Origin of the sequence: Pseudoxanthomonas sp. SORGH_AS_0997, from assembly GCF_031453535.1 — a bacterium.
Lineage (GTDB): Bacteria > Pseudomonadota > Gammaproteobacteria > Xanthomonadales > Xanthomonadaceae > Pseudoxanthomonas_A > Pseudoxanthomonas_A winnipegensis.
In genome coordinates this window covers 2,968,544-2,992,087 of sequence record NZ_JAVIZI010000001.1, presented here as the reverse complement: position 1 = coordinate 2,992,087, position 23,544 = coordinate 2,968,544, and the positions used below count along the sequence as shown (strand labels likewise).

At 71.4% G+C, this 23,544-nt stretch carries 25 protein-coding genes; 13 read left to right on the top strand and 12 right to left on the bottom strand.

Annotation, left to right across the window (positions count from 1 at the left end; translation table 11 throughout):
• Positions 1-62: 62 nt before the first annotated feature.
• Positions 63-830 (bottom strand): exodeoxyribonuclease III, encoded by a 768-nt coding sequence (gene xth / locus QE438_RS13120; protein ID WP_306995056.1) that lies wholly within the window; start codon positions 828-830, stop codon positions 63-65.
• A 75-nt stretch (positions 831-905) separates the two neighbouring features.
• Between xth and QE438_RS13115 the strand changes: the two genes are divergently transcribed.
• Together QE438_RS13115 and QE438_RS13110 are read left to right on the top strand one after the other, a co-directional pair.
• Positions 906-1,448 carry a gamma carbonic anhydrase family protein gene (locus tag QE438_RS13115; RefSeq protein WP_130521615.1) on the top strand — a complete coding sequence of 181 codons (543 nt, stop codon included), beginning with the start codon at positions 906-908 and terminating at the stop codon, positions 1,446-1,448.
• 82 nt (positions 1,449-1,530) lie between these two features.
• On the top strand, positions 1,531-2,424 hold the full coding sequence (locus QE438_RS13110; RefSeq protein WP_307184129.1) for a DUF2167 domain-containing protein: 894 nt from the start codon (positions 1,531-1,533) through the stop codon (positions 2,422-2,424).
• 2 nt (positions 2,425-2,426) lie between these two features.
• Here QE438_RS13110 and QE438_RS13105 read toward each other — a convergent pair whose 3' ends face one another.
• Positions 2,427-2,693: a YkgJ family cysteine cluster protein gene (locus tag QE438_RS13105; protein WP_306995059.1), complete on the bottom strand. Its 267-nt coding sequence runs from the start codon at positions 2,691-2,693 to the stop codon at positions 2,427-2,429.
• Positions 2,694-2,827: 134 nt separating this feature from the next.
• Between QE438_RS13105 and QE438_RS13100 the strand changes: the two genes are divergently transcribed.
• From QE438_RS13100 to QE438_RS13075, 6 genes are all read left to right on the top strand, one after another.
• The gene (locus QE438_RS13100) at positions 2,828-3,544 is read left to right on the top strand and encodes an RDD family protein (protein ID WP_306995061.1); all 717 of its coding nucleotides are present in this window, start codon (positions 2,828-2,830) and stop codon (positions 3,542-3,544) included.
• A complete protein-coding gene (locus tag QE438_RS13095) occupies positions 3,541-4,542 on the top strand; it encodes a stage II sporulation protein M (RefSeq protein ID WP_306995063.1) in 1,002 nt (333 codons plus the stop codon). The genes QE438_RS13100 and QE438_RS13095 overlap by 4 nt, the downstream gene beginning before the upstream one ends.
• The gene (locus QE438_RS13090) at positions 4,532-6,046 is read left to right on the top strand and encodes a DUF4129 domain-containing protein (protein WP_306995065.1); all 1,515 of its coding nucleotides are present in this window, start codon (positions 4,532-4,534) and stop codon (positions 6,044-6,046) included. Before QE438_RS13095 ends, QE438_RS13090 begins: the two co-directional genes overlap by 11 nt.
• A complete protein-coding gene (locus tag QE438_RS13085) occupies positions 6,043-7,203 on the top strand; it encodes a DUF4350 domain-containing protein (protein ID WP_306995066.1) in 1,161 nt (386 codons plus the stop codon). Before QE438_RS13090 ends, QE438_RS13085 begins: the two co-directional genes overlap by 4 nt.
• Positions 7,200-8,186: a MoxR family ATPase gene (locus tag QE438_RS13080; protein WP_306995068.1), complete on the top strand. Its 987-nt coding sequence runs from the start codon at positions 7,200-7,202 to the stop codon at positions 8,184-8,186. Before QE438_RS13085 ends, QE438_RS13080 begins: the two co-directional genes overlap by 4 nt.
• Positions 8,187-8,418: 232 nt before the next feature.
• Positions 8,419-9,720 (top strand): DUF58 domain-containing protein, encoded by a 1,302-nt coding sequence (locus tag QE438_RS13075; protein ID WP_306995071.1) that lies wholly within the window; start codon positions 8,419-8,421, stop codon positions 9,718-9,720.
• 232 nt (positions 9,721-9,952) lie between these two features.
• On the opposite strand, the gene QE438_RS13070 is transcribed toward QE438_RS13075, so the two are convergent.
• From QE438_RS13070 to QE438_RS13060, 3 genes are read right to left on the bottom strand one after another with little or no spacing between them, the layout of a single operon-like run.
• The gene (locus QE438_RS13070; protein WP_306995073.1) at positions 9,953-10,390 is read right to left on the bottom strand and encodes a hypothetical protein; all 438 of its coding nucleotides are present in this window, start codon (positions 10,388-10,390) and stop codon (positions 9,953-9,955) included.
• A 50-nt stretch (positions 10,391-10,440) separates the two neighbouring features.
• The gene (locus QE438_RS13065; RefSeq protein ID WP_306995075.1) at positions 10,441-11,619 is read right to left on the bottom strand and encodes a glutathionylspermidine synthase family protein; all 1,179 of its coding nucleotides are present in this window, start codon (positions 11,617-11,619) and stop codon (positions 10,441-10,443) included.
• Position 11,620: 1 nt separating this feature from the next.
• Entirely contained in the window at positions 11,621-12,157 is a 537-nt protein-coding gene (locus QE438_RS13060) for a DUF1190 domain-containing protein (RefSeq protein WP_130521638.1), read from the bottom strand.
• 161 nt (positions 12,158-12,318) lie between these two features.
• Between QE438_RS13060 and ilvD the strand changes: the two genes are divergently transcribed.
• Positions 12,319-14,157: a dihydroxy-acid dehydratase gene (gene ilvD, locus QE438_RS13055; RefSeq protein WP_306995077.1), complete on the top strand. Its 1,839-nt coding sequence runs from the start codon at positions 12,319-12,321 to the stop codon at positions 14,155-14,157.
• Positions 14,158-14,329: 172 nt separating this feature from the next.
• On the opposite strand, the gene QE438_RS13050 is transcribed toward ilvD, so the two are convergent.
• Positions 14,330-15,322 (bottom strand): MBL fold metallo-hydrolase, encoded by a 993-nt coding sequence (locus QE438_RS13050; RefSeq protein ID WP_306995079.1) that lies wholly within the window; start codon positions 15,320-15,322, stop codon positions 14,330-14,332.
• 248 nt (positions 15,323-15,570) lie between these two features.
• Positions 15,571-16,413 (bottom strand): helix-turn-helix transcriptional regulator, encoded by an 843-nt coding sequence (locus tag QE438_RS13045; RefSeq protein WP_306995081.1) that lies wholly within the window; start codon positions 16,411-16,413, stop codon positions 15,571-15,573.
• Between the two features lie 89 nt (positions 16,414-16,502).
• On the opposite strand from QE438_RS13045, the gene QE438_RS13040 reads away from it, so the two are divergent.
• Together QE438_RS13040 and QE438_RS13035 are read left to right on the top strand one after the other, a co-directional pair.
• The gene (locus tag QE438_RS13040; RefSeq protein ID WP_306995083.1) at positions 16,503-17,405 is read left to right on the top strand and encodes a cyclase family protein; all 903 of its coding nucleotides are present in this window, start codon (positions 16,503-16,505) and stop codon (positions 17,403-17,405) included.
• Between the two features lie 62 nt (positions 17,406-17,467).
• Entirely contained in the window at positions 17,468-17,848 is a 381-nt protein-coding gene (locus QE438_RS13035; RefSeq protein WP_306995085.1) for a VOC family protein, read from the top strand.
• A gap of 10 nt (positions 17,849-17,858) precedes the next feature.
• Here QE438_RS13035 and QE438_RS13030 read toward each other — a convergent pair whose 3' ends face one another.
• From QE438_RS13030 to QE438_RS13020, 3 genes are all read right to left on the bottom strand, one after another.
• Complete coding sequence (locus QE438_RS13030) at positions 17,859-18,431, bottom strand: DUF2058 domain-containing protein (protein ID WP_306995087.1); 573 nt, start codon at positions 18,429-18,431, stop codon at positions 17,859-17,861.
• 351 nt (positions 18,432-18,782) lie between these two features.
• Positions 18,783-19,502 (bottom strand): hypothetical protein, encoded by a 720-nt coding sequence (locus QE438_RS13025; RefSeq protein ID WP_306995089.1) that lies wholly within the window; start codon positions 19,500-19,502, stop codon positions 18,783-18,785.
• 118 nt (positions 19,503-19,620) lie between these two features.
• Entirely contained in the window at positions 19,621-20,217 is a 597-nt protein-coding gene (locus QE438_RS13020) for a TetR/AcrR family transcriptional regulator (protein ID WP_165422015.1), read from the bottom strand.
• 83 nt (positions 20,218-20,300) lie between these two features.
• Here QE438_RS13020 and QE438_RS13015 point away from each other — a divergent pair, with 83 nt between their 5' ends.
• Both QE438_RS13015 and QE438_RS13010 read left to right on the top strand, forming a co-directional pair.
• Positions 20,301-20,864 carry a hydrolase gene (locus QE438_RS13015; RefSeq protein WP_307184130.1) on the top strand — a complete coding sequence of 188 codons (564 nt, stop codon included), beginning with the start codon at positions 20,301-20,303 and terminating at the stop codon, positions 20,862-20,864.
• 239 nt (positions 20,865-21,103) lie between these two features.
• On the top strand, positions 21,104-21,943 hold the full coding sequence (locus QE438_RS13010; RefSeq protein WP_306995093.1) for an NAD(P)-dependent oxidoreductase: 840 nt from the start codon (positions 21,104-21,106) through the stop codon (positions 21,941-21,943).
• Positions 21,944-21,952: 9 nt separating this feature from the next.
• Here the strand turns inward: QE438_RS13010 and QE438_RS13005 are convergent, their stop codons facing one another.
• Both QE438_RS13005 and QE438_RS13000 read right to left on the bottom strand, forming a co-directional pair.
• On the bottom strand, positions 21,953-22,342 hold the full coding sequence (locus tag QE438_RS13005) for an MAPEG family protein (RefSeq protein ID WP_130521649.1): 390 nt from the start codon (positions 22,340-22,342) through the stop codon (positions 21,953-21,955).
• A 67-nt stretch (positions 22,343-22,409) separates the two neighbouring features.
• Positions 22,410-23,531 carry an NAD(P)/FAD-dependent oxidoreductase gene (locus QE438_RS13000; RefSeq protein ID WP_306995096.1) on the bottom strand — a complete coding sequence of 374 codons (1,122 nt, stop codon included), beginning with the start codon at positions 23,529-23,531 and terminating at the stop codon, positions 22,410-22,412.
• Between the last annotated feature and the right edge of the window lie 13 nt (positions 23,532-23,544).

Below are 23,544 nucleotides of genomic sequence, written 5' to 3'. Positions count from 1 at the left end.
AAGCGAGAAGACCCGGGCCCTGCCCGGGTTTTTTCTTGGGCGCTGTGTAGTCATGGCGCCCGTCAGGCGATTTCCACCCACGCCGGGGCATGGTCGCTGGGGCGCTCTAACTTGCGCGGGGCGCGGTCGATGCCGGCGGCGGTCACGCGCGGCTTGAGCGCGTCGGAAACCAGGGTCAGGTCGATGCGCAGCCCCAGGTTGCGGCGGAACGCGGCCATCCGGTAGTCCCACCAGCTGAAGACGCCGGCCTCCTCGCTGTGCAGGCGGAAGGCATCGTGCAGACCGAGGCCGAGCAGCGCCTGCAGCGCCTCGCGCTCGGCGGCCGAGGTGAGGATATGGGTCTCGTTCCAGACCTCCGGGTCGTGCACATCGCGCGTGTCGGGGGCGATGTTGAAGTCGCCCAGCACCACCAACTGCGGGTGCACGGCCAGCTCGGCCTTGATCCATTCGCGTACCGCCTCCAGCCAGCGCAGCTTGTAGCCGTACTTGTCGGTGCCCACGTCCTGTCCGTTAACCACGTACAGATTGATCACGCGCACGTCCCCGATGGTGCCGGCGATCACGCGCTTCTGCTCGTCCTCGAAGCCGGGGATCCCGATCTGCACGTCCTCGATCGCCCCGCGCGCCAGCAGCGCCACGCCGTTGTAGGTCTTCTGCCCGGCGAACACGCTGCGGTAGCCGGCCGCGGCCAGCGCCGCATCGGGGAACTTGTGGTCCTCCAGCTTGGTTTCCTGGATGCCGACCACATCCGGCCCGAACTCGGCCAGCCATTGTTCCAGGTGCGGCAGGCGCACGTTGAGCGAGTTGACGTTCCAGCTGGCGATCTTCATGGGCGACGGCGCGGCGGCGAGGGCGGCACAGCCTAACCCAGGCCCGCTGCGCGAGCCGACCGTTACACTGCGCCGATGAGCAACCTGCGCCCTTTCCTGGACAAGCGCCCCGTGCTGGGGCAGCGCGTGTACGTCGACCCGGCGTGCACGGTGATCGGCGATGTCGAGCTGGGCGACGATGTGTCGGTCTGGCCGGGCACGGTGATCCGCGGCGACGTCAACCACGTGCGCATCGGCGCGCGCACCAACGTGCAGGACGGCACCATCGTCCACGTCAGCCACCACAGCCCGTACAACAAGGGCGGCTATCCGACCCTGATCGGCGAGGATGTCACCGTCGGCCACGGCACCATCATCCACGCCTGCACCATCGGCGATGCCTGCCTGATCGGCATGGGTGCCTGCGTGCTCGATGGCGCGATCGTCGAGCATCACGCCTTCATCGGCGCCGGCGCGGTGGTCGGCCCAGGCAAGCGGGTGGGCAGCGGCGAACTGTGGGTCGGCAATCCGGCGCGCCCGGTGCGGCAGCTGTCGGACAAGGACATCGAAGGCCTGCTGTATTCGGCCCAGCACTACGTACGGCTGAAGGACCAGTACCTGGGTCAGGACAACGGCTGACCGGGTTGTCAGCCAACCGTGCCTCGGGCGACACTCGGCGCCCCGGGCATGGGGATGCCCACATGGACGAAGGGGAAAGACGATGCGGACGACGCTTCGCGGCCTGACGGTCGCGTGCCTGATGGGACTGGCCCTGCCGGTGCTGGCCGAGGACGGGCAACAGGCCCAGCAGCTGATCGACAGCCTGCACTTCCGCAGTGGCCAGATCGAGGTCGGCCCGGCCCACGCGCACTTCAACCTGGGCGCGCAGTTCCGCTATCTGGACAAGGCCGACGCTCGCAAGGTACTCGAGCAGCTGTGGGGCAATCCGCAGGACGACACCGTGCTGGGCATGGTGGTGCCCACCCATCCGGGGCTGGACGAGCAGGACAGCTGGGCGGTGGTGGTGACCTACGACGACGAGGGCTACGTCTCCGACGCCGATGCGTCCAAGATCAACTACGACGAGCTGCTCGAGAACATGCAGGAGGGCACGCGCGAGGCCAACGCCGAGCGCGAGAAGGCCGGCTACGGCCGCGTCGACCTGGTGGGCTGGGCGGTGCCGCCGCGCTACGACGCCGGATCCAAGAAGCTGTACTGGGCCAAGGAGCTGGCCTTCAACGGCCAACCCAGCCACACGCTCAACTACGACATCCGCGTGCTCGGCCGCCACGGTTACCTGAGCCTCAACGCGGTCTCGGCGATGGACGAGCTGCCGAAGGTGCAGGCCGGCATGCAGCAGCTGCTGCCGATGACCGAGTTCGACGCCGGCGCGCGCTATGCCGACCACAACCCGTCCACCGACAAGGTCGCCGCTTATGGCGTGGCCGCGCTGATCGGCGGCGGCCTGGCGGCCAAGACCGGCCTGCTGGCCAAGCTCGGCCTGGTCCTGGCCAAGTTCGGCAAGCTGCTGTTCCTGGGCGTGGTCGCGGCGGCCGCGGCGGTGAGGAAGTTCTTCGCCTCACGCAAGGCCAAGGCCTCGGCGACGGTGCGCTGAGCTCAGGGCCGCGTGGCCGCTTCCAGCGCGGTGAGGAAGCTCATCGCCTCGCCCCGTGAGGCGCCGCACATCGACGGCTGCGGGCGCAGGCTGGCGCAGACGGCCGGACGCTCGGGCCGGCCGAAGAGCCGGCAGCGCAGCGCCTCGTCCAGCTGCACGCAGGCCACGCCGGCCGGCTTGCCCTGTGGCATGCCGGGAATCGGCGAGCTGATCGACGGCGCGATGCAGCAGGCGGCGCAGCCGCTGCGGCAGGGGGCGGAGGTGGACATCGGCGCAGTGTAGGCCTTCCGGGCAGGCCGACCGGCAGGGTGGGCAAGTCGCGCGGCGCTCGCTACAGTCTGGCCGGGGCAGGGATGACGGCAGGCATGGACAGGCAGGCGCGGGTGCTTCAACAGGACATTCGATGACGGCCATCGCGCAGGGGGCCGCGCCGGCCGTGGTGCTCGATACGGTGCGCGAGGTGGTCACGCCCGAGGGCGTGTCGCTGCAGCTGCCCGCGGCTGGGCCGGTGCCGCGCGCGGTGGCCTGGGGCGTGGACCTGGTGGTGCGCGTGGGGATGATGTTCGCCGCCACCATGGTGCTGGGCCTGCTGGGCAAGTTCGGCGATGGCCTGAGCCTGGTCGCCGCCTTCCTGCTGCAATGGGGCTACATGATCGTGCTCGAGGCGCTGTGGCACGGGCAGACGCTGGGCAAGCGCGCGATGCGTCTGCGCGTGGTGCTGGCCAACGGTGCGCCGATCGGCTGGCCGGCCGCGATCACCCGCAACCTGCTGCGCGTGGTGGACATGCTGCCCTTCGGTTACGCCGCCGGGCTGGTGGTGAGCCTGATCGATCCGTCCGCGCGCCGGCTGGGCGACCTGGCCGCCGGCACCCTGGTCATCCATGCCGAGCACGCCGAACCGCCCGCGTCGGCACCGGTGAACGCGGTGGTGGTGCCGCGCGCCACGCTGCGGCCCGCCGAGCAGGCCGCCATCGTCGCCTTCGGCGAACGCGCGCCGCAGCTCACGCCCGAGCGCCAGGTCGAACTGGCCGAGCTGCTCGAACCGCTCACCGGCGCGCGCGGCCCGGCCGGCGTGCTGCGCCTGTTCGGCATGGCCAACTGGCTGCTGGGGCGGCGATGAGGCAGGAGCAGTTCGTCGCGCGCCACCAGCGCGAGTGGCAGGAGCTGGAGGACTGGCTGCGCACCCGCGCCGATGCGCGCCGGGCGCAGGACACGCGCAACACCGGCGCGCTGGGCGATGAGGCCATGCCGCAGCGCTACCGGCGCATCGCCCAGCAGCTGTCGCTGGCGCGACGGCGCGGCTACAGCGCGCAGGTCACCGGCCGCCTGCAGACGCTGATGGAGCAGGGCCACCAGGTGCTCTACCGCACCCCGCCGCTGCGCTGGCGCACGGCGCTGGAGTTCCTGATGGCCGGCTTCCCGCGGCTGGTGCGCAGCCAGGCGCGCTGCATGTGGGTGGCGCTGGCGCTGTTCGGCGTGCCGCTGGTGGGCATGACCGTGCTGCTGCAGTTCCGGCCCGAGCTGATCCATGCGCTGATGGACCCGCGGATGGTGGCGGCGATGGAGCGCATGTACGACCCGTCCAACCCGCGCATCGGCCGCGACAGCGGCAGCGACTGGATGATGTTCGGCGTCTATATCCGCAACAACATCGGCATCGGCCTGCAGACCTTCGCCAGCGGGCTGGTGGTGGGCGTGGGCAGCCTGGTGGTGCTGGTGAGCAACGGGCTGACCATCGGCGCGCTGTTCGGCCATCTCACGCGCATCGGCTCGGGCGGGCCGCTGTGGAGCTTCGTGTGCGGGCATGGCGCGTTCGAGCTGACCGCCCTGGTGATCGCTGGCGGCGCCGGCCTGCAGCTGGGCTTGAGCTGGCTGGCGCCGGGCCGGCGCACGCGCGGACAGGCCCTGGTGCAGGCCGGCGCGATCGGCGCGCGGCTGTGCCTGGGCGTGGCCTTCATGCTGCTGGTGGCGGCCTTCATTGAGGCGTTCTGGTCCTCGGTGGCCAGCATTCCGCATCCGGTGAAGTACGCGGTGGCCGCGGTGCTGTGGACCGGGGTCATCGTGTGGCTGTGGCGCGGTGGCCGCGGCGGCGCGGAGCGGGACCGCGATGCGCGCTGAGCAGCTGACCGTCGAGCTGCGCGCGCGCTCGCCCTGGGAGGCGGTCGAGCTGGGCACCGCACTGGTGCGCCGGCATGCGGGCGCGATCTGGAAGCCGTGGCTGTGGCTGGCGCTGCCGGTGTTCGCCCTGGTCAATGCCGGCGCGTGGGCGCTGTCCTCGCCGCTGGCCTCGTGCCTGGTGCTGTGGTGGATCAAGCCGCTGTTCGACCGCGTGCCGCTGTATGTGATCTCGCGCGGCGTGTTCGGGCAGGTGCCGACTACGCGCCAGACCCTGGCCGCGCAGCTGCGCTGGGGTTGGCGGCCGATGCTGGGCTATCTGACCTGGCGGCGCTTCAGCGGCGCGCGCAGCCTGTTCCTGCCGATCGAGACGCTGGAGGGCGAACACGGCGCGCGCCTGCGTGCGCGTCGGCGCGTGCTGGGCGCCACGCTCTACGGCAACGCGCTGGTGCTGACGCTGGTGTTCCTGGGGTTCCAGCTGGCGCTGACTTTGGCCTGCGTGGCGATGGTGGCCGTGTTCGTGCCGATCGACTACCTGCCGCAGGCCGCGCGCGCCGGGCTGGCGATGCTGTCCGATCCGCCGCTGTGGGCGCAGCTGGGGTTCAACGCGTTCTTCTGGATCGCGATCGGCGCGGTGGAGCCGTTCTTCGTCGGCGCCGGCTTCGGCCTGTACCTCAACCGGCGCACGCAGATCGAGGCCTGGGACGTGGAGATCGCCTTCCGCCGGCTGCGCCAGCGCCTGCTGGCCGTAGCCGCGCCGCTGGTGCTGCTGCTGGCGCTGGTCGGGGTGGCGCCGTTGCGCGCGCAGCAGCCGGCGCCGGCCAGCGAGGCGCCGCCACCACCCGGTGTGGAACAGGTGTTCGAAGGCCAGCGCGTGGACGATGCGCGCTTCCGCCGCGCGGTGGTGCAGGCCTATCGGGACCCGCTGATCGATCGTCACCGCACCGACCACACCTGGCAGCGCCGCCGGCCGCCCGAGATCGCCGAACCGCCCAAGCTGGACATGAGCTGGCTGGAGAGCTTGCAGCGCGTGCTGGCCTTCATCGGCGAGTGGGGGCTGTGGATCGTGCTCGGGCTGCTGCTGGTGTTCCTGCTCGCCAGCGCGCGCCACTGGTGGCCGTGGATGCGCGGGGTGCGCACGCCGCGGCCGGTGCCGGCGCCCGTCACCACCGGCGTGGTCGAGCTGCCGCAGGTCCTGCCGCCGGACATCGCCGCCAGCGCGCGCCGGCTGTGGGCGCAGGGACAGCCGCGCCATGCGCTGGCCCTGCTGTATCGCGCCAGCGTCGAGGCGATGGCCGAGCGTGCCGGCGTGGTGCTACCGCCGGGTGCGACCGAGGCGCAGTGCCTGCGCGCGGCGCAGCGCCAGCCTGAGGAGGCCGACCGCGGCCTGTTCGCGCGCATGGTGCGCGTGTGGCAGTACGCGGCCTATGCGCAGCGCCTGCCGCCGGCCGAGGAGTTCGAGGCGCTCATCGCTGCCCTGCAGACGCGCTACCGGTGGCCGGCATGAGCCAGAGCACGCGCGGCGCCAAGCCGGGCCTGATCGCGCTCGCCAGCGGCACGGTGCTGTTCGTGCTGGTGGCGTGGTTCGTGCACACCTACGAACGGGTGGCGTACCGGGTCGACCTGCCGCCGGCCGGCGAGGCGGCGTGGAATCCGCTCTACGTCCTCAAGCAGGCGCTGCGCGCCGATGGGGTGAGCGTCGATGCGCGGCCGCGCTTCGATTTGGAGATCGCCCAGCTGGGCCGGCGCGACACGCTGGTGCTGCTGGACGACCCGCGCTATCTCGATGCCGCGCGCGCGAGTGCACTGCTGGACTGGGTGGCGCGCGGCGGCCACCTGGTGGTGCGCACGCCGCCGGGCCCGGCCTTCGGGCTGCACGAATCGATGCCGCTGCTGGAGGCGCTGCGGCTGACGCCGATGGCGGTCGGCGACTGCGCGCCCTTCCAGGTGCGGGGACAGCCGCCGCATGTGGAGTTCTGCGGCGCGCGACGCTTCAGCTTCCAGGGCGTGCAGCCGGTGCTGGCCTGGGGCAACCTGCGCGATGGCTATGTCTACGCGCGCTTGGCGCGCGGCCGAGGCTATGTGGACGTGCTGGCCGACGTGGACTTCCTGCAGAACGGTGGGCCGGTGCGGCGCGGCGACGATGGCAGCGGCCTGCGCGCGCCGACCCATCAGGCGCTGGCGCGGCAGGTGCTGGCGCCCAACTACGGCCACGGCACCATGCACCTGGTCTACGCCACGCGGATGCCCTCGCTGTGGCGCACCGCGCTCGAACGCGGCTGGCCGGTGTGGGCGCCGCTGCTGCTGGCGCTGCTGGCCTGGATGACGCTGCGGGCGCAGCGCTTCGGGCCGCTGCTGCCGCCGCCGACGCCCGCGCGCCGCTCGCTGCTCGAACACGTGCGCGCCAGCGGCGAGCACCTCTATCGCTATCGGCGCGGCGTGCTGCTGCATGCCGCCGCGCGCAAGGCCTTCCTCACCCGGCTGCGGCGCCGCGATCCGGTGGCTGCCGCGCTGACCGGCGCGGCCCAGGCCGACGCGCTGGCGCGCCGCTTTGACCTGCCGGCCGCGCGCGTGGCGCGTGCCCTGCAATCGCCCACGGACCGCGAGCGTCGCGAGTTCGCCGACCGTATTTCCCTGCTGATGTTCATGAGGCAACGACTATGAGCGAGTTTCCCCAGGCCGCGCCGCCGGCCTTCGACGGCGTGGTCGAACGCGTAGCCGCGGTGCGCGCCGAGGTGGCGCGTGCCTTCATCGGCCAGCCGCAGCCGCTGGACCAGATCCTGATCGCGCTGCTGGCCGGCGGCCATGTGCTGATCGAAGGTGTGCCGGGCCTGGGCAAGACACTGCTGGTGCGCGCACTTTCGCAGGCGCTGTCGCTGGATTTCGCCCGCGTGCAGTTCACCCCGGACCTGATGCCCAGCGACGTCTCGGGGCATGCGGTGTTCGACCCAGGCACGCAGCGCTTCGAGATCCGCCGCGGGCCGGTGTTCACCCATCTGCTGCTGGCCGACGAGATCAACCGCGCGCCGGCCAAGACCCAGTCGGCGCTGCTGGAGGCGATGCAGGAAGGGCAGGTGACCATCGAGGGCCAGTCCTTCCCGCTGGCGCCGCCCTTCCTCACCCTTGCCACGCAGAACCCGGTCGAGCAGGAAGGCACCTATCCGCTGCCCGAGGCGCAGCTGGATCGCTTCCTGCTGAAGGTGCTGATCGACTACCCCGCGCTGGAGGACGAGAAGCGCATGGTCGATGCGATCACCACCGGCCGCACCGCCGCCGACTTCGACCTGAGCCAGGTACGCTGCGTGGCCTCTGCCAGCGATGTGGTCGCGCTGCAGCGCGCCACCGCGCAGGTGCAGGTGGACGCGCAGGTGATCGACTACGCCGTGCGCCTGGCCGCCGCCACGCGCAGCTGGCCGGGCATCGCGCTGGGCGCCGGGCCGCGCGGCAGCATCGCGCTGGTACGCGCGGCGCGCGCGCAGGCGGTGCTGGGCGGGCGCGACTTCGTGATTCCCGACGACGTGCGCGAGGTCGCGCTGCCGGCGCTGCGCCATCGCATCGCGCTGGCGCCGGAGCTGCAGATCGAAGGCCAGTCGCCGGACGACGTGCTGACCGCGCTGCTGGCCAAGGTCGAGGCGCCGCGCAAGTGAGGGTGACCCCGCACCATCGTGGGAGCACGTGTCTGTCCCACTCACCTCGCCGCCTCCTTGTAGCGCGGAGCTTGCTCCGCCGCGTTTCGGCCGGATCATCGGGACAGCCCCAGCGGAGCAAGCTCCGCTCTACAGGTGGGAGCCGCCATGGCGGCGAGGGGCTTTACTGGGAAAGCCGCATCGCCGCCATGGCGGCTCCCACCAGGCGGGCGCTCATGGCGGCACGGCTGCGATGAGGCCAGCCGCGCCACTGATCGCACTGCTGTGCGCCTGGGGCCTCTCCGGGCTGGCCGTGCTGTTCGCCGGGCTGCCGCTGACGGCCTGGAAGGGCATCGGAATGGCGATCGCCGGCCTGGCGCTGCTCGATGCGCTGTTGCTGTGGCGCCGGCCCGCGCCGCAGGTGCAGCGCCGCGTGCCCGAAGCGCTGGCGCTGGACCTGCCGCGCGAGGTGCAGCTGACGCTGGCGTCCTCGGGGCGGACACAGCGCGTGGAGGTGTTCGACCTGCATCCGGGCGCCTGGCCCTCGCAGGGCCTGCCGCGTGCGCTGCGCCTGGCGCGCGACGCCACCGCCACCTTCGCCTACACGCTGCGCCCCATCGCACGCGGCGATGCCTGGTTCGCCGGCGTGCAGCTGCGCCTGGCCTCGTCGCTGCGGCTGTGGAAGCAGGCGCGCGTGGTCGGCGCGCCGCAGGCGGTGCGGGTCTATCCGGATTTCGCGCCGCTGGCCAGGCTGGCCTTGTTCAGCGCCGACCAGGCCTCGCGGCTGGTCGGGGCCCATCTCAAGCGCCGCCGGGGCGAAGGCACCGACTTCAACCAGATGCGCGAGTACCGCGTCGGCGACAGCCTGCGCCAGATCGACTGGAAGGCCACCTCGCGCGCGGGCAAGCTGATCTCGCGCGAATACCAGGACGAGAAGAACCAGCAGCTGGTGCTGGTGCTGGACACCGGCCGGCGCATGCTGGCACGCGAGGACGGGCTGGCGCATTTCGACCACGCGCTCAATGCCGCGCTGGTGGTGGCCTACCTCGCCTTGCGCCAGGGCGATGCGGCCGGCCTGCTGTCCACCGGCGAGCAGCCACGGTGGGTGCCGCCGCGGCGCGGGATGGCCGGCATCGATACCCTGCTGCGCGCCGCCTACGACCTGCAGCCCTCGGCCACCGCCTGCGACTATCTCGCCATGGCCAGCGAACTGTCCGCGCGCCAGCGCCGCCGCGCGCTGGTGATGCTGGTGACCAACGTGCGCGACGAGGACATCGAAGACCTGCTGGCCGCCGTGCACCTGCTGCGTCGCCGGCATCTGGTGTGCGTGGCCAGCCTGCGCGAGGCCGAACTGGATCGAGCGCTGGAGGCCGAGGTCACCGACCTGTCCGGCGCCATCCAGGCCGGCGCGGTGGCCCGCTACCTCGACCAGCGCGCCGCCGCCCACGACGCCCTGCGCGGCCACGGCGTGATGGTGCTGGACGTGACCACCGCGCAGCTGCCCGGCGCGCTGGTCGAGCGCTACTTGGCGGTCAAGCGCGAGGGGTTGCTTTGAGGCAGGAGTGAGTAGAGCGGAGCTTGCTCCGCTGGGGCTTCGCAACGATACGGCCGAAACGCAGCGGAGCAAGCTCCGCTCTACAGGTGGGAGCCGCCATGGCGGCGATGGGGCTTTCCCGGGCAAGCCCGTCGCCGCCATGGCGGCTCCCACGAAGCGCGGGTGGCTGCATCGCTCTTAGCCCAGGCGCCTTGTTGAAGATCGCACCCGCCCGTCGCGACCAAGTGCTTCGCTACACCGGCGGCAAAGGCGGTGGCTGGTTCCTGCGCGCACGCAGCAGCGGAACGGCAGCCGAGGCGGCCAGCAGCAGGAAGCTCACTTCCCAGGCGTAGAAGCCTTCGCCGAAAGCCTGGCGCATGACGTTCATTCCGCCTTCGTCCAGCGGAAAGCGGTCCACGCGCACCGTGTCCAGTCCGACTCCGAATGCGAGCAGACTCAGGACGAGGACCACGCGCGTGCGGCGCATGAGGTAGGCGATCAGCGCCGCGGCGTACAGGCCATTCGCCAGCCAGGCGAAACAGGAGGAATCCGCCAGGGGGAGGGCGCCGAAGATCAGCAGCACCAGCCCGACCAGGTATGAGCCGCCCCCATACAGGGCGGGCAGGAACAGCGACACGCCGTACAGCAACACGCTCGCGATCAACAGCGCATGGGATTTCAGGAATCGCATCAGGCCTCGTCCTTGTATCGCCTTCCAACGCGCTCAGTCTGCCGCCGCGCTCAGGCGTACAACACCCCGGGCGCTTCATCGATGATCGCGTGCGGCACGAAGCGCGCGCTGTCGCGGGTGATGCGGGTGTCGTCCTCGCGGATGCCGATGCCGCAGGCGCTATCGCCGATCACCCAGCTGCCGATCAGCGGATAGCGGCCGTCGAAGGCGGTCAGCGGATGGGCGGCCTGGACGATGCACGGTCCGGCATAGGGGCCGTCGCTCTCCTGCCAGCCGCCGTCGGCCAGGTGCAGGGCGATGTTGGCGCCCTCGCGCGAGTGCAGCGGCTTGCGCACCCAGCCCGCGCGCAGCGGCGCGCCATCGTCGAAATGCGCCTCCAGCAGATTGGGATGGCCGCGGTGGCGCTGCCATAGCAGCGGCAGCAGGCCCTTGTTGCTCAGCACCGCCTTCCACGCCGGTTCCAGCAGCTGCAGGCCCGAGGCCGGCAGGGCGCGGCCGAATTCCTCGGCCAGCAGGTCCTCAAGCGGGTACAGCTTAAACAGCGTGCCGATCACGCCATCGTCCAGGTCGGTGAAGCGGCCGTCCTCGGACAGGCCGATGTCCTCGATGGCGACGAACTCGCTCTCCAGCCCCGCCTGGGCCGCGCAGTCGCGCAGATAGGCGACCGTGCCGCGGTCCTCGGTGGAGTCGCGCACGGCGGCAAAGCGCAGCGGGCCGGGCAGGGCGGGCGCGATCTGCCCGAAGCGCGCCACCAGCGCCTCGTGCAGCGAGTTGAACTGGTCGGCCTGGGCCGGCAGCCGCTGTGCGGCGCGCTGGTCCTCCAGCCATTGCCACTGGAAGAACGCGGCCTCGAACAGGGACGTAGGCGTGTCGTAGTTCAGTTCGTACAGCTTGGCCGGTCCGCGTCCGTCGTAGGCCAGGTCCAGCCGGCCGTACAGATGCGGCTGGCGCTGCTGCCAGCTCTCGGCGATCCAGGACCAGGCGAACTGCGGGATCGCCAGGCGTTCGAGCAGCTGCGCGTCGCGCACGATGTCGTCCACCAGGTCCAGCGCCATGGCGTGCAGCTCGGCGCTGGGATCCTCCAGGTCGTCTTCGATCTGGCGCAGGGTGAAGGCGTAGTACGCGCTTTCGTCCCAGTACGGCGCGCCGTCGATGGTGTGGAAGTCGAAGCCGCACTCGGCCGCCTGCGCGCGCCAGTCGCCGCGCGGGGTGATGGCGATGCGGCGCATGTCAGCCGCCGAAGCTGGCGCGGCCGCTGCTGCGCGCGCCAAAGCCGCCGCGGCTGACGGTCACGGCGCGGTTGGGCGTGGCGTTGATCGGGGTCATGCCGGGGGTGCCGGTGCGGAATGCGCCGGAGGTGTCCGGCCGCGCGCCCGGGGTGGGCCGCAGCCAGCCGTTGTCGCGGTTCTGGTAGGCCGGCGCGGCGTTGAAGCCGGCGCGGTTGTTCAGCATCTGCGACATGAAGAAGCCGGCCATCAGCGGGCCGATGAACGAGTGCCCTTGGCTGTCGCGCTGCTCGGCGCAGCGGTCCTCGCCCCAGTCCACCTTGCACTGCTCGCGCGTGGCGTAGCGCGGCGCCTGGTCGGCCGACTGCTTCTGCGCGCTGTCGAAGGCCTGTTTGCAGCTGGCCGCGTCGCCGGTCTCGCGGGTGCAGGCCTCGACGGTGGTGTACAGGCCCTGGCGGACCTCCGGCTCGTTCTGGCAGGCGGTGAACAGCAGGGGCGCGGCGCCCATCAGCAGCAGGCGCGTGGTGGTGGAGCGTTTCATCGGGGTCCGGTCAGGGCGGGCGATGGCCCATGATGCCTGCAGTGCCGGGCGCCTGGCCCTACATGGCTGAACGGTCAGTTGCAGCAGCAACGGAGCAAACGGGGGAAAATGCCGGCTTTCCGCCGCACGCCAGCCTTCGCGCTCGCTCAAGACCGACCGCCATGCCCGAGTACCGCTCCAGGACCTCCACCCACGGCCGCAACATGGCCGGCGCCCGCGCGCTGTGGCGCGCCACCGGCATGCAGGATGCCGACTTCCACAAGCCGATCATCGCCATCGCCAACTCCTTCACCCAGTTCGTGCCCGGCCACGTGCACCTGAAGGACCTGGGCCAGCTGGTGGCGCGCGAGATCGAGCGCGTGGGCGGGGTGGCCAAGGAGTTCGACACCATCGCGGTGGACGACGGCATCGCCATGGGCCACGACGGCATGCTCTATTCGCTGCCCAGCCGCGAGATCATCGCCGACTCGGTCGAGTACATGGTCAATGCGCACTGCGCCGACGCGCTGGTGTGCATCTCCAACTGCGACAAGATCACCCCGGGCATGCTGATGGCCGCATTGCGCCTGAACATCCCGACCGTGTTCGTCTCCGGCGGGCCGATGGAAGCCGGCAAGACCCGGCTGGCCGATCACAAGCTGGACCTGATCGATGCGATGGTGATGGCGGCCGATCCGAACGCGACGGACGAGCAGGTCGCCGCGATCGAGCGCAGCGCCTGCCCGACCTGCGGCTCGTGCAGCGGCATGTTCACCGCCAACTCGATGAACTGCCTGACCGAGGCCCTGGGCCTGTCGCTGCCGGGCAACGGCACCGTGGTGGCCACCCATGCCGATCGCGAGGCGCTGTTCAAGCGCGCCGGCGTCACCGCGGTCGAGCTGTGCCACCGCTGGTACGGCGCCGAAGATCCCACCGCGCTGCCACGCGGCATCGCCACCTACGAGGCCTTCGAGAACGCGATGACGCTGGACATCGCCATGGGCGGGTCGACCAACACCATCCTGCATCTGCTCGCCGCCGCGCAGGAGGGCGAGGTGCCCTTCGACATGCGCGACATCGATCGCCTCTCGCGCCGGGTGCCGCAGCTGTGCAAGGTCGCGCCGAACACGCAGAAGTACCACATCGAGGACGTGCACCGCGCTGGCGGGATCATGGCGATCCTGGGCGAACTGGCGCGCGGCGGGCTGCTGCACACCGACGTGCCCACCGTGCATGCGCGGACGCTGGCCGAGGCCATCGCCAAGTGGGACGTGACCACCGCGCAGGACGAGGCCGTGCAGACCTTCTACAAGGCAGGCCCGGCCGGCATCCCGACCCAGATCGCCTTCAGCCAGGCCACGCGCTGGCCGTCGCTGGACGTGGACCGTGCTCAGGGCTGCATCCGCAGCGTCGAGCACGCCTATTCGGCCGAGGGCGGCCTGGCCGTGCTCTACGGCAACATCGCCCGCGACGGCTGCGTGGTGAAGACCGCCGGCGTGGACGAATCCATCCATGTGTTCGAAGGCACGGCCAAGGTGTTCGAGAGCCAGGACGCGGCGGTCAAGGGCATCCTCGGCGACGAGGTCAAGGCCGGCGACGTGGTGGTGATCCGCTACGAAGGCCCCAAGGGTGGCCCCGGCATGCAGGAAATGCTCTATCCAACCTCGTATCTGAAATCCAAGGGCCTGGGCAAGCAGTGCGCGCTGCTCACCGACGGCCGCTTCTCCGGCGGCACCTCCGGCCTGTCCATCGGCCATGCCTCGCCGGAGGCCGCCGCCGGCGGCGCCATCGGCCTGGTGCGCGAAGGCGACCGCATCCTGATCGACATCCCCAACCGCGGCATCAATCTGCTGGTCGCCGACGAGGAACTCGCCGCCCGCCGCGCCGAGCAGGACGCCAAGGGCTGGAAGCCGGCCCAGCCGCGCCCGCGCAAGGTCAGCACCGCGCTGAAGGCCTACGCCCTGCTCGCCACCAGCGCCGACAAGGGCGCCGTGCGCGACAAGGCCCTGCTTGACGGCTGAAGCCAGCGCGCTTGGCGGGAGCCACACTCTCTTCGGATCACGTCGCGACTTCCCTGTAGAGCGGAGCTTGCTCCGCTGGAGCTTTCCCGAGATCCGATCGAAATGCAGCGGAGCAAGCTCCGCTCTACAGGGGGCGCCCCTGTGGCTTCTGCGGCGAGGGATCGCCGCTGCTTCAAGGTGTCGCCGGCGGCAGCGGGCTGAACTCCGCCGGCACCCAGGCGAAGGCCTGACCTTCGCTGCGGATATGGCCCAGGCCGGGGAAGGGCAGGTGGGCGCCGGCGACCCACCAGCCGGCGTCGGTGGCCTGGCGCATCAGGCGCCGGCGTGCGGCGATGGCGGCGGCGCGATCGCTGTCGGCTTCGAACGAGGCCTGCGGCTGGGCGAACTGCACGGCGTGGTAATGCACGATGTCGCCCCACACCAGCAGCCGCTGCCCGGCGCCGCCGTCGAACAGATAGGACACATGGCCGACCGTATGGCCATGCGAATCCAACGCCTGCACCTGGCCCGGCAGCGCGTCGCCCGGCGCGAACAGGCGCAGGCGCCCCTGGGCCTGATACGGCGCCACGGCCTTGCGGGCCAGCGGGAAGGCAAACTTCAGCGGCTGCGGCGCCTGGGCCTCGGACGCGGGATCCAGCCAGTACGCCGCATCGGCACGGGTCAGCCACAGCGTGGCGTTGGGATAGGCCATCTGGCCCTGTGCATCGAGTACGCCGCACAGATGGTCCGGGTGGGCGTGGGTGAGCAGGACGTCGTCCACCTGCGCCGGGTCCACGCCGGCCGCGCGCAGGTTGCTCAGCACCTGGCCCAGGCCGGGGCCGAAGCAGTTGGCGGTGCCGGTGTCCACCAGGGTCAGATGGGTGCCGTCCTGCACCAGGTAGGCGTTGACCGCGGTCTGCAGGCCCTTGCCGTCCTCGGGCACGTAGCGGCCGTCCAGCAGGCGGGTGATGTTGCCGGCGTCGATGCCGAGCAGCTGCTGGCGCGGCAAGGCCACGGTGCCGTCGAACAGCGCGGTCACCCGCAACCTGCCGATCTGCTGGCGGTAATAGCCGGGCACCTGCGTGGTGGGCGTATCGCTTGCGGTGGCGTGCGCGGCACCGGCGCAGGCGCCGCCCGCGCTCAGCAGGGCCGCGGCGAGCAGCAGACGTGGCGAGAACAGGGTCATGCGGAAGTCTCCAGGGATGCGGGCCGGCTGGCGCCCTGGATACATGCTGGGAGAGGAGGCGCGCGCGAATCGCTCAACCCGCTGCGCGCAACGCTCATCACGTGTTCCGCGCGCTATCGCGAGCGCAGCGGCATGGCCTGTGCGCGCGGCGGACGCGCTGCCTTGCGCATCGCGGCCAGCGCATGCGCGCCGGGCGGCTCACGCAGCCCTCGCATGGACAGGCACGCAGGCGAATGCCGTGGCGGCGTTCAGTCCGGTAGCTGGTTGCCGATGCGCGCCGGGTCCAGCCCATAGCGCTGCTGGAAGCGCTGGCTGAAGCTGCGTGCCGAACGGTAGCCCACGCGGGCGGCGACGGTCTTCAACGGCCAGCGCGTGGTGTAGAGCAGTTCCATCGCACGCGCCAGGCGCGCCTCGACGATGAGTTGGCGCAAGGAGGTGCGTTCGGCGGCCAGGCGGCGGCGCAGGGTGGCCCCGCTGAGCGACAGCGCCTGCTCGACATCGCGCGACTGCCAGTCGCGCTCCGGTTGGTCGGCCACCAGCGCCTGCACCTGCGCCGCTAGGGTCGGCTCGGGTGGCAGCAGCAGGCTGCCGTGTCCGCGCCGGCACAGCGCCACCACCATGCCCGCCAGCACCAGCCGGGCTTCGGCGTAGCGTCCTTCGGCCAGCGCTTGGCGCCACTGCGGCAGTGCCGTGGCGAAGTCCTCGATGGGCAATCGCGCCAGGGCCTGGCCGGGCTGGGGCAGGGGCTCGGCCCAGAGCAGACGTGCGGCCTCCAGCACCTCGGCGCACAGGGGAATCACCGCGGTCAGGTACAGGCCGCTGGCGGCATCGGGCGTGTTGATCACATCGATGCGGCAGGCCCGGGTGGTCAGGAACAGATCGCCCGGCTCGAACGCGAGCAGCTGCGTCGCGGTGCTGACCTGCTTGCGGCCCTGCAGCAGGATCGCCACCTGCGGCCCGGGGATGTCCACCGACTGGGCGCCATGTTCGCGGCGCGCGGCGATGCAGGCGAAACCTTCGGCCCGCGCGCAGTCGGCCAGCGTGGCGAGGTCGGCCAGCAGGGTCTGTCGCGCGGGCAGGGCATGGTTCATGGCCCCGGCATGGTACGCGCGGCGCGTGGCTCGAATGTGCGCCGCCGAGCGGGCAGGATGTCCACGACGCCCACGCCCACGGAGCCCCCATGCCGCGCCTGCCCTGCCTGCTGATCGCCTGCCTGATCGCTGCCGCTCCGCCGGCGCGCGCCGACGACACCCGCCTGTGGGACGTCTACGCCCAGCAGCTCAAGGGCGTGAAGTACGTGTCGCTCTCACATGTGATCGCGCCGGACATCCCGGTCTGGCACGGCTTCGGGCCCTCCAGGTTCGAACCGGCCCGCGACCCGGCCGATGGTCACGCCTATACCTATGCCAAGGATGGTTTCGAGGCCACGCGCTACACGCTGGCCACCGACCAGCTCGGCACCCAGCTCGATCCGCCCGCGCACTGGGCGCCGGAGTATCCGTCCATCGACGAGCTGCCAGCCAGCTACACGCTGCGCCCGCTGGTGGTGATCTCCATCGTCGAGCAGGTCAAGCGCGACCCCGGCTATGCGCTGAGCGTGGCCGACATCGAGGCCTTCGAGCGGCGCCATGGCCGCATCCCGGAAGGGGCAGTGGTCTTCGTGCGCTCGGACTGGTCCAGGCGCTGGCCGGATCCGGCGCTGGCCAAACTGGAGCGCTTCCCGGGCGTGTCGCTGCCGGCGCTGAAGTTCCTGCACGAGCAGCGCCACATCCTGCTGCACGGGCACGAGCCGCTGGACACCGACGACAGTCCCAAGCTGGAGGGCGAGGCCTGGCTGATGCACCACGGCTACGCCCAGGCCGAAGGCGTGGCGCACCTGGACCAGGTGCCGGAAGTCGGCGCGCTGGTGGCGATCGGCTTCCCAAGGTTCAAGGGCGGCACCGGCGGCTACGCCAGCTTCACCGCGATCTGCCCACCCGACTGGCCGCACGGCGTGGCCGCCGATCCGCGCCGCGATGCGCCGCTGCCGCGCTCGGACAAGCCGTTGCACTGGGATGCGGCCAAGGGCGTGCGCGTGCGTTGAGGCGCGCTTGCTTCATTCACGCCTGTGCCCAAGAATCCGCCATCACCCACACAGGCAGCGCCATGAAGCGAGTCACGGGCATCGGCGGCATCTTCTTCAAGGCACGCGATCCGGCCGCGCTGGCCGCCTGGTATCGCGATCACCTCGGTCTGGAGGTGGCCGACTGGAACGGCGCCATCTTCAACTGGGGCGGCGAGGGCAGCGCGCCGGGCATGACGCTGTGGAGCCCGTTCGCCGCCGACACGACCTACATGTCGCCTGGCACCGCGTCCTTCATGGTCAACTTCCGCGTCGCCGATCTCGACGCGCTGCTGGTCGTGCTGCGCGGCGAGGGCTGCCACGTGTCCGACGAAACGCAGTCTTCCGAGCAGGGCAAGTTCGGCTGGGTCATCGACCCGGAAGGCAACAAGGTCGAGCTGTGGGAGCCGCCGGCGGGTCAGTGACCCGCGCGCCTCACCAGATCAGGTCGTCCGGCACCTTGAAGCGGTCCTGGTCGTAGAAGTCGTCGCCGGCGGGCGTGGCGTTGTCCGCCGCGGCAGCCGATGCCTCGCCCTCCTTGCGGCCATGGTCGAGCAGCACGAACGACGCATCGCGTTCGCACACCTTCTGCGCGGCGGCGCGCGGGATCAGTTCCACGCCCTCGCCATGGCGCACGATCACCAGCGCGCCATTGGCCAGCTGGGCGCGCAGCGCGGTGTCGACCAGCACGGTGCGGATCGCCTTGCCGTCGTTGAAGCGGTACTCGACCTCGCCGCCGCGCTTGACCTTGTGCGTGTCCACAATCTGGCGGATCTGCGCCTGCAGCTCCTGGCGCTTGGCCTGCGCATTGCGCTCGGCGGCCAGGGCGCGGTCGCGCTCGGCGCGTTCGGCCTGCAGCCGGGTCGCATCGACCCGGTCCGCATCGGCAGGCGGCTTGGCCTGGCCCTTGGCCAGACGCGCCTTGACCTGGTCGCGGGCGATCTGGTCGGCCTTGCCCTTCTTGACCAGGCCGGCCTTGAGCAGCTGTTCCTGCAGGGGATTGCGCATGGGTGGAGCGTGTCGTGGGAACGTCGGGCGCGCAGTGTAGCGCTGGGTTGTGTGCGGCATCGCGGGCGTGCCGAGCCGCGGCGCCGCTTTCGCGAAAGCCTCACTGTGCGCCTAGCGCGCGCTGTGACAGATCACAGGCCAACTACCGTCATCCCCGCGAACGCCGGGATCCATGGACTTCCGTGCAGGTCGAGCAACGTCCATGGGTTCCCGCCTTCGCGGGAACGACGGTAGAGGGTTTGTCGCGGCGCTGATCGGCCGCGAGAGTGCGAACGGAAAGCCGCGCCTGATGACGGGCAACCCGCGAGCCGGCGATGCCTCAGCAAACGCCAAGCCCGGCATCGCTACCCCTCAAGGCGCCGCTTGCACGCAATACCGGTTGGACGAGGCGATGCCCGAGGCGTCCTCGGCGGTGAATTCGATTCTGGCCGGCTCGGTCTTGCCGCGCTTGCCCTGCTTGGCCGGCAGCAGCTCGGTGCGGTAGAGGCCGGTCAGGTGGCAGACGCCGTCGATCTCCTGGGTGTTGCCGCGCACGCCGATCCGCAGCGCCTCTTCCGGCGCGCCGCTCGAGGCGACGGTGAACAGGTTGCTGTCCTTGTCGTTGCACTTGGGCTCGTGCAGCGACTCCAGGTCGAGTACGACCACCTGGTGGTCTTCCTGTGGTGGCGCGCTGCCGACGACGTTGTCCGGCGTGACCGAGGGCTTCCACACCGGGATCGGCGTGCGGCCATCGCCGGCCTTGCAGGTCGGCACGCCCGGCACCAGGTCGCCAACCGAGGCCATCGCCGGCGGCCCGGCCTGCGAGGGCACGGGCTGGGGCACGTTGTCCTGCGGCGGCAGGGTCGGGGCCGAAGCGCCCGGCGCGCCCGGCGCGATCGGATTGGCGCCGGCACTGGAGGCGGTGCAGTTGCCGTTGCTGCAGATCTCGCCCTGCTCGCAATCGGCGTTGGCCTTGCACTCAGCGGGCGCCGGCTCGGACACCGGCGGCGGTGCGGTCGGTTCAGGCGTGGCAGCGGGTTTGCAGGCGGCGCACAGCAGCACCAGGGCGGACGCGGCGACTCGTAACTTCATCACTTCCCTCCACGGCGCGATGCCGCGAGCAAGCGCGCATCATGACCGGGAACGGGATTAAAAAGTTGTTGTCCGGTTGTCTGTAGATGGCAAAACCGGGCACGACGCGGCGACCAGATCAGCGGGGCCGGTTGCGCTGCTCCAGGTAGTGGCGCAACAGCTGGCGCAGTTCGTCCAGCGCGGACTGGCTGCCGGGCTGCAGGGCCAGGCTACCGGCCGCCTTGATCAGCAGGACGACCGCTTCGGCCGCGGCCGAAGCCTGCGCCGCAGGCACGGTGCCGGCCTGGCGCAGGATGTCGGCCACGCCCTGGCGCATGTCCTCGCGCAGCCGCGCGCGCAAGGCCTCGTCGCCGGTGATCTCCACCAGGACCAGCGCGGCCGTGCGTTCGGCCTTGCGGTCCAGGGCCAGGCCGAGCAGCGCATCGGCCAGCGCGTCGGGCGCCAGCGTGGCGGCGCGTGCCTCGAGTTCGGTCAGCGCCCGGTGCAGGTCCTCGGTGTAGCGCTCCAGCAGCGTGGCCACCAGCGCATCGCGGGTGGGGAAGAACCGGTACAGCGAGCCGATCGCCGTGCCCGAGCGGGCCGCGATCTCGGTCATGGTGACCGCCGCGCCCTGGTCGATGAACAGCTGGGTGGCCGCTTCCAGGATCGCCGCGACGCGATCGCGGCCGCGCTGGCGCTTGGGGGCGATGGCCTGGGTTGACTTTTGCGAGGGCATCCTCACAATTCTCATATGCGAGTCGATCCTCGCATTTTAGCCCACCCACTTCGTGTTGTGTTTCCTGTCCCCTGGAGATCCCCATGTTGACGCTGTCCCCGCGCCGTACGGCGCTTGTGTTGATCGATCTGCAGCACGGCATCACCGCCATGCCGCTGCAGCCCATCAGTGGTGAGGAAGTCGCGGCCCGCGGCCGCGCCGCCGCGGCCCGCTTCCGCCAGGCCGGCGCGCAGGTCGTGCTGCTCAATGTCGATTTCGGCGCGGACATGGTCGATGCGCCGCACCAGCCGGTCGACCGGCCGCTCGGCAGCGGCCCGCTGCCGGCCGACTGGTCGCAGCTGCACGACGGCCTGGTCCAGCCCGGCGACCTGCGCGTGACCAAGCGTCAGTGGGGCGCCTTCACCGGGACCAGCCTGGAACAGCAGCTGCGCCGTCGCGGCATCGACACCATCGTGCTGGGCGGCATCGCCACCAACTTCGGTGTCGAGTCCACCGCGCGCCACGCCTGGGAGCTGGGCTTCGCCGTGGTCGTCGCGCCGGATCTGTGCGCCAGCGTCTCGGAGGAGCTGCACCGGATGACGCTCGAACACGTGCTGCCGCGCGTGGCGCGCATCGTCCCCAGCGACGCGCTGCAGCTGCAGGCTTAGCGGCATCGCGAGCACTGGCCCCACGGGGAGCCGCGCTGGGGAACGCGGCGCCCCATGGCGAGTCCGGATGAGGCGCGTTGCGGCGTGTCCAACCGACGGCCAAGACGGGCTCACGGTTCGCAGCGGAATCGCGGCAGCCGGACGTTCCTCCTGGCGGGACGTTCCGGCGCGGCATCGCTGGGCGAGGCCGACGGCCAGGCGCAGGATGTGCGGCATCTTCCGGCGAGCGAGCGCGTGCGATGACCGATCCCCTGGCCTTGGTGGCGCCCGGCGCCATGGGTGCGGCGCTTGGCGCGCGCCTGGTGGCACACGGCGTGCCGGTGCTCACCGCGCTGGAGGGCCGCAGCGCGTCCAGCCGGGCGCGTGCCGAAGCCGCCGGCCTGCGCGTGGTGGCCACCGGCGAGCTGATGCAGGCGCGCTGGTTCCTGTCGGTGGTGCCGCCGGCGCAGGCGATGCCCCTGGCGCGGGAGTTCGCGGGCTGGTGCCAGGGCGTGGCGCGGCCGCCGGTGTTCGTCGACCTCAACGCGATCAACCCCGACACCGCGGTGCAGATGCAGGCGGTGATCGAGGCGGCGGGTGCGCGCTTCGTCGACGGCTGCATCCTCGGCTTTCCGCCCAAGGGCGATGCGCCCGGCCCGACGATTTACCTGTCCGACGACGCGGCCGAGCTGGCCACCCTGCTGGAGGCCCATGGCCTGCAGGCACGCACGCTGCGCGGTGGCGTCGGCGCGGCCAGCGCGCTGAAGATGGCCTACGCCGGCATCAACAAGGGCGTGGCGCTGCTGGGCGCCGCCATGGCCCTGGCGGCGCAGCGCCACGATGCGGGCGAGGCCCTGCGCGCGGCGCTGGGGCAGACCCATCCCGCGCTGCTGGCGCAGCTGGACCATGCGCTGCCGGACCTGCTGCCCAAGGCGCGGCGCTGGGCGCCGGAGATGGAGGAGATCGCCGCCTTCATCGGCCCGGAACGGCCCGAGGCCGGGATCTACACCGCGCTGGCCGCGCACTGCCGCGCGCTGGCCGACGACTTGGATGGCGCAGGCGAGGTGGCCGCGGTGCTGCGCGCCTTCCCCGTCACCTGAAGCGCGCGCCTACAGCAGCGCCCACACCATCTGCAGGATCGCCCACAGCGACACCACCCAGATGATCGAGCGCAGGTAGGGGATGCCGATCACGTACACCGGCAGATAGGCCAGCCGCGCCCAGAAGTACAGCTGCGCGGCCAGCGCCGTGTGCGGGCTGGTGCGGCCCAGTGCGACCACGGCGAGCACACCGGCGGCGAAGAACGGGAAGGTCTCCAGGAAGTTGGCGCTGGCCCGCTGCGCCCGCGCGGGCGGGCCGCGCAGCGGTTCGACCGGGGCATCGCGGTTGCCGGCGTTCCAGGCCACGCCGCGCTTGGCGGTGACCAGGGCGGCGGCCAGCAGCACATAGGCCAGGCCCAGCAGGATGGACCAGGCCAGCAGCTTCAGTTCGATCGGCATGGGGTGGCTCGGCTTGCTCGGGGAGGGAGCGCAGTGTCCCGCATCGGCGCGTGAAGGGGCCGGGCGCTCAGGCGGCGACCGGCTCGGTCAGTTCCAGCAGCGCACAGACGTGGTCGGCGATGGCCAGCGCGGAGGTCAGGCCCGGCGATTCGATGCCGAACAGGTTCACCAGCCCGGCGATGCCGTGGTGCGCGGGCCCGTCGATGCGGAAGTCCGCATTGGGCTGGCCCGGGCCGCTGATCTTGGGCCGGATGCCGGTATAGGCCGGCTGCAGCGCGCCGTCGGCCAGGCCGGGCCAGTAGCGGCGGATCGCGGCGTAGAAGCGCTCGCCGCGGCGCGGGTCCAGCGTGTAGTCGAGCGTATCCACCCACTCCACGTCCGGGCCGAAGCGCGCGCGGCCGGCCAGGTCCAGGGTCAGGTGCGTGCCCAGGCCGCCGGGTTCGGGCAATGGATAGACCAGGTGCGTAAACGGCGTGCGCCCGGCCAGGCTGAAGTAACTGCCCTTGGCGAACCACGCCTGCGGCACATGCGCCGGGGCCAGCCCGCGCATGGCGGCGGCCAGCACCGGCGCACCGTGGCCGGCGCTGTTCACCAGCAGGTCGGCGTGCAGCCGCATCGGGCTGTCGCCGCCGACCTCGATCGCAAAGCCCTGATCGTCGCAGGCGATGGCGCTCACCGGCGCGCGCAGGGCCAGCAGCGCGCCCTGCGCCTCGGCCTCGCCCTGCAGGGCGAGCATCAGGCCGTGGCTGTCGATGATGCCGGTGCTGGGCGAGAGCAGCGCGGCCACAGTGTGCAGGTCGGGCTCCAGCGCGTGCACCTGGTCCGCCTCGAGCTCGCGCAGGTCGCTCACGCCATTGGCCAGGGCATGCTGGCGGATCTGCGCCAGCCCTTCGCGCTGGGCGTCGTCCACCGCGACGATCAGCTTGCCGCAGCGGCGATGCGCCACGCCGGTGCGCTGGCAGAAGGCGTACAGCTGCTGGCGGCCCTGCACGCACAGCCGCGCCTTGAGCGAACCGTGCGGGTAGTACAGGCCGGCATGGATGACCTCGCTGTTGCGCGCGCTGGCGCCCGTGCCGATCGCCGACTCGGCCTCCAGCACCAGCACCTCGCGCCCGGCCAGCGCCAGCGCCCGCGCCACCGCCAGGCCGACCACGCCGGCGCCGATCACCACGCTGTCCACGCGTTCCATACCGCCACTCCAG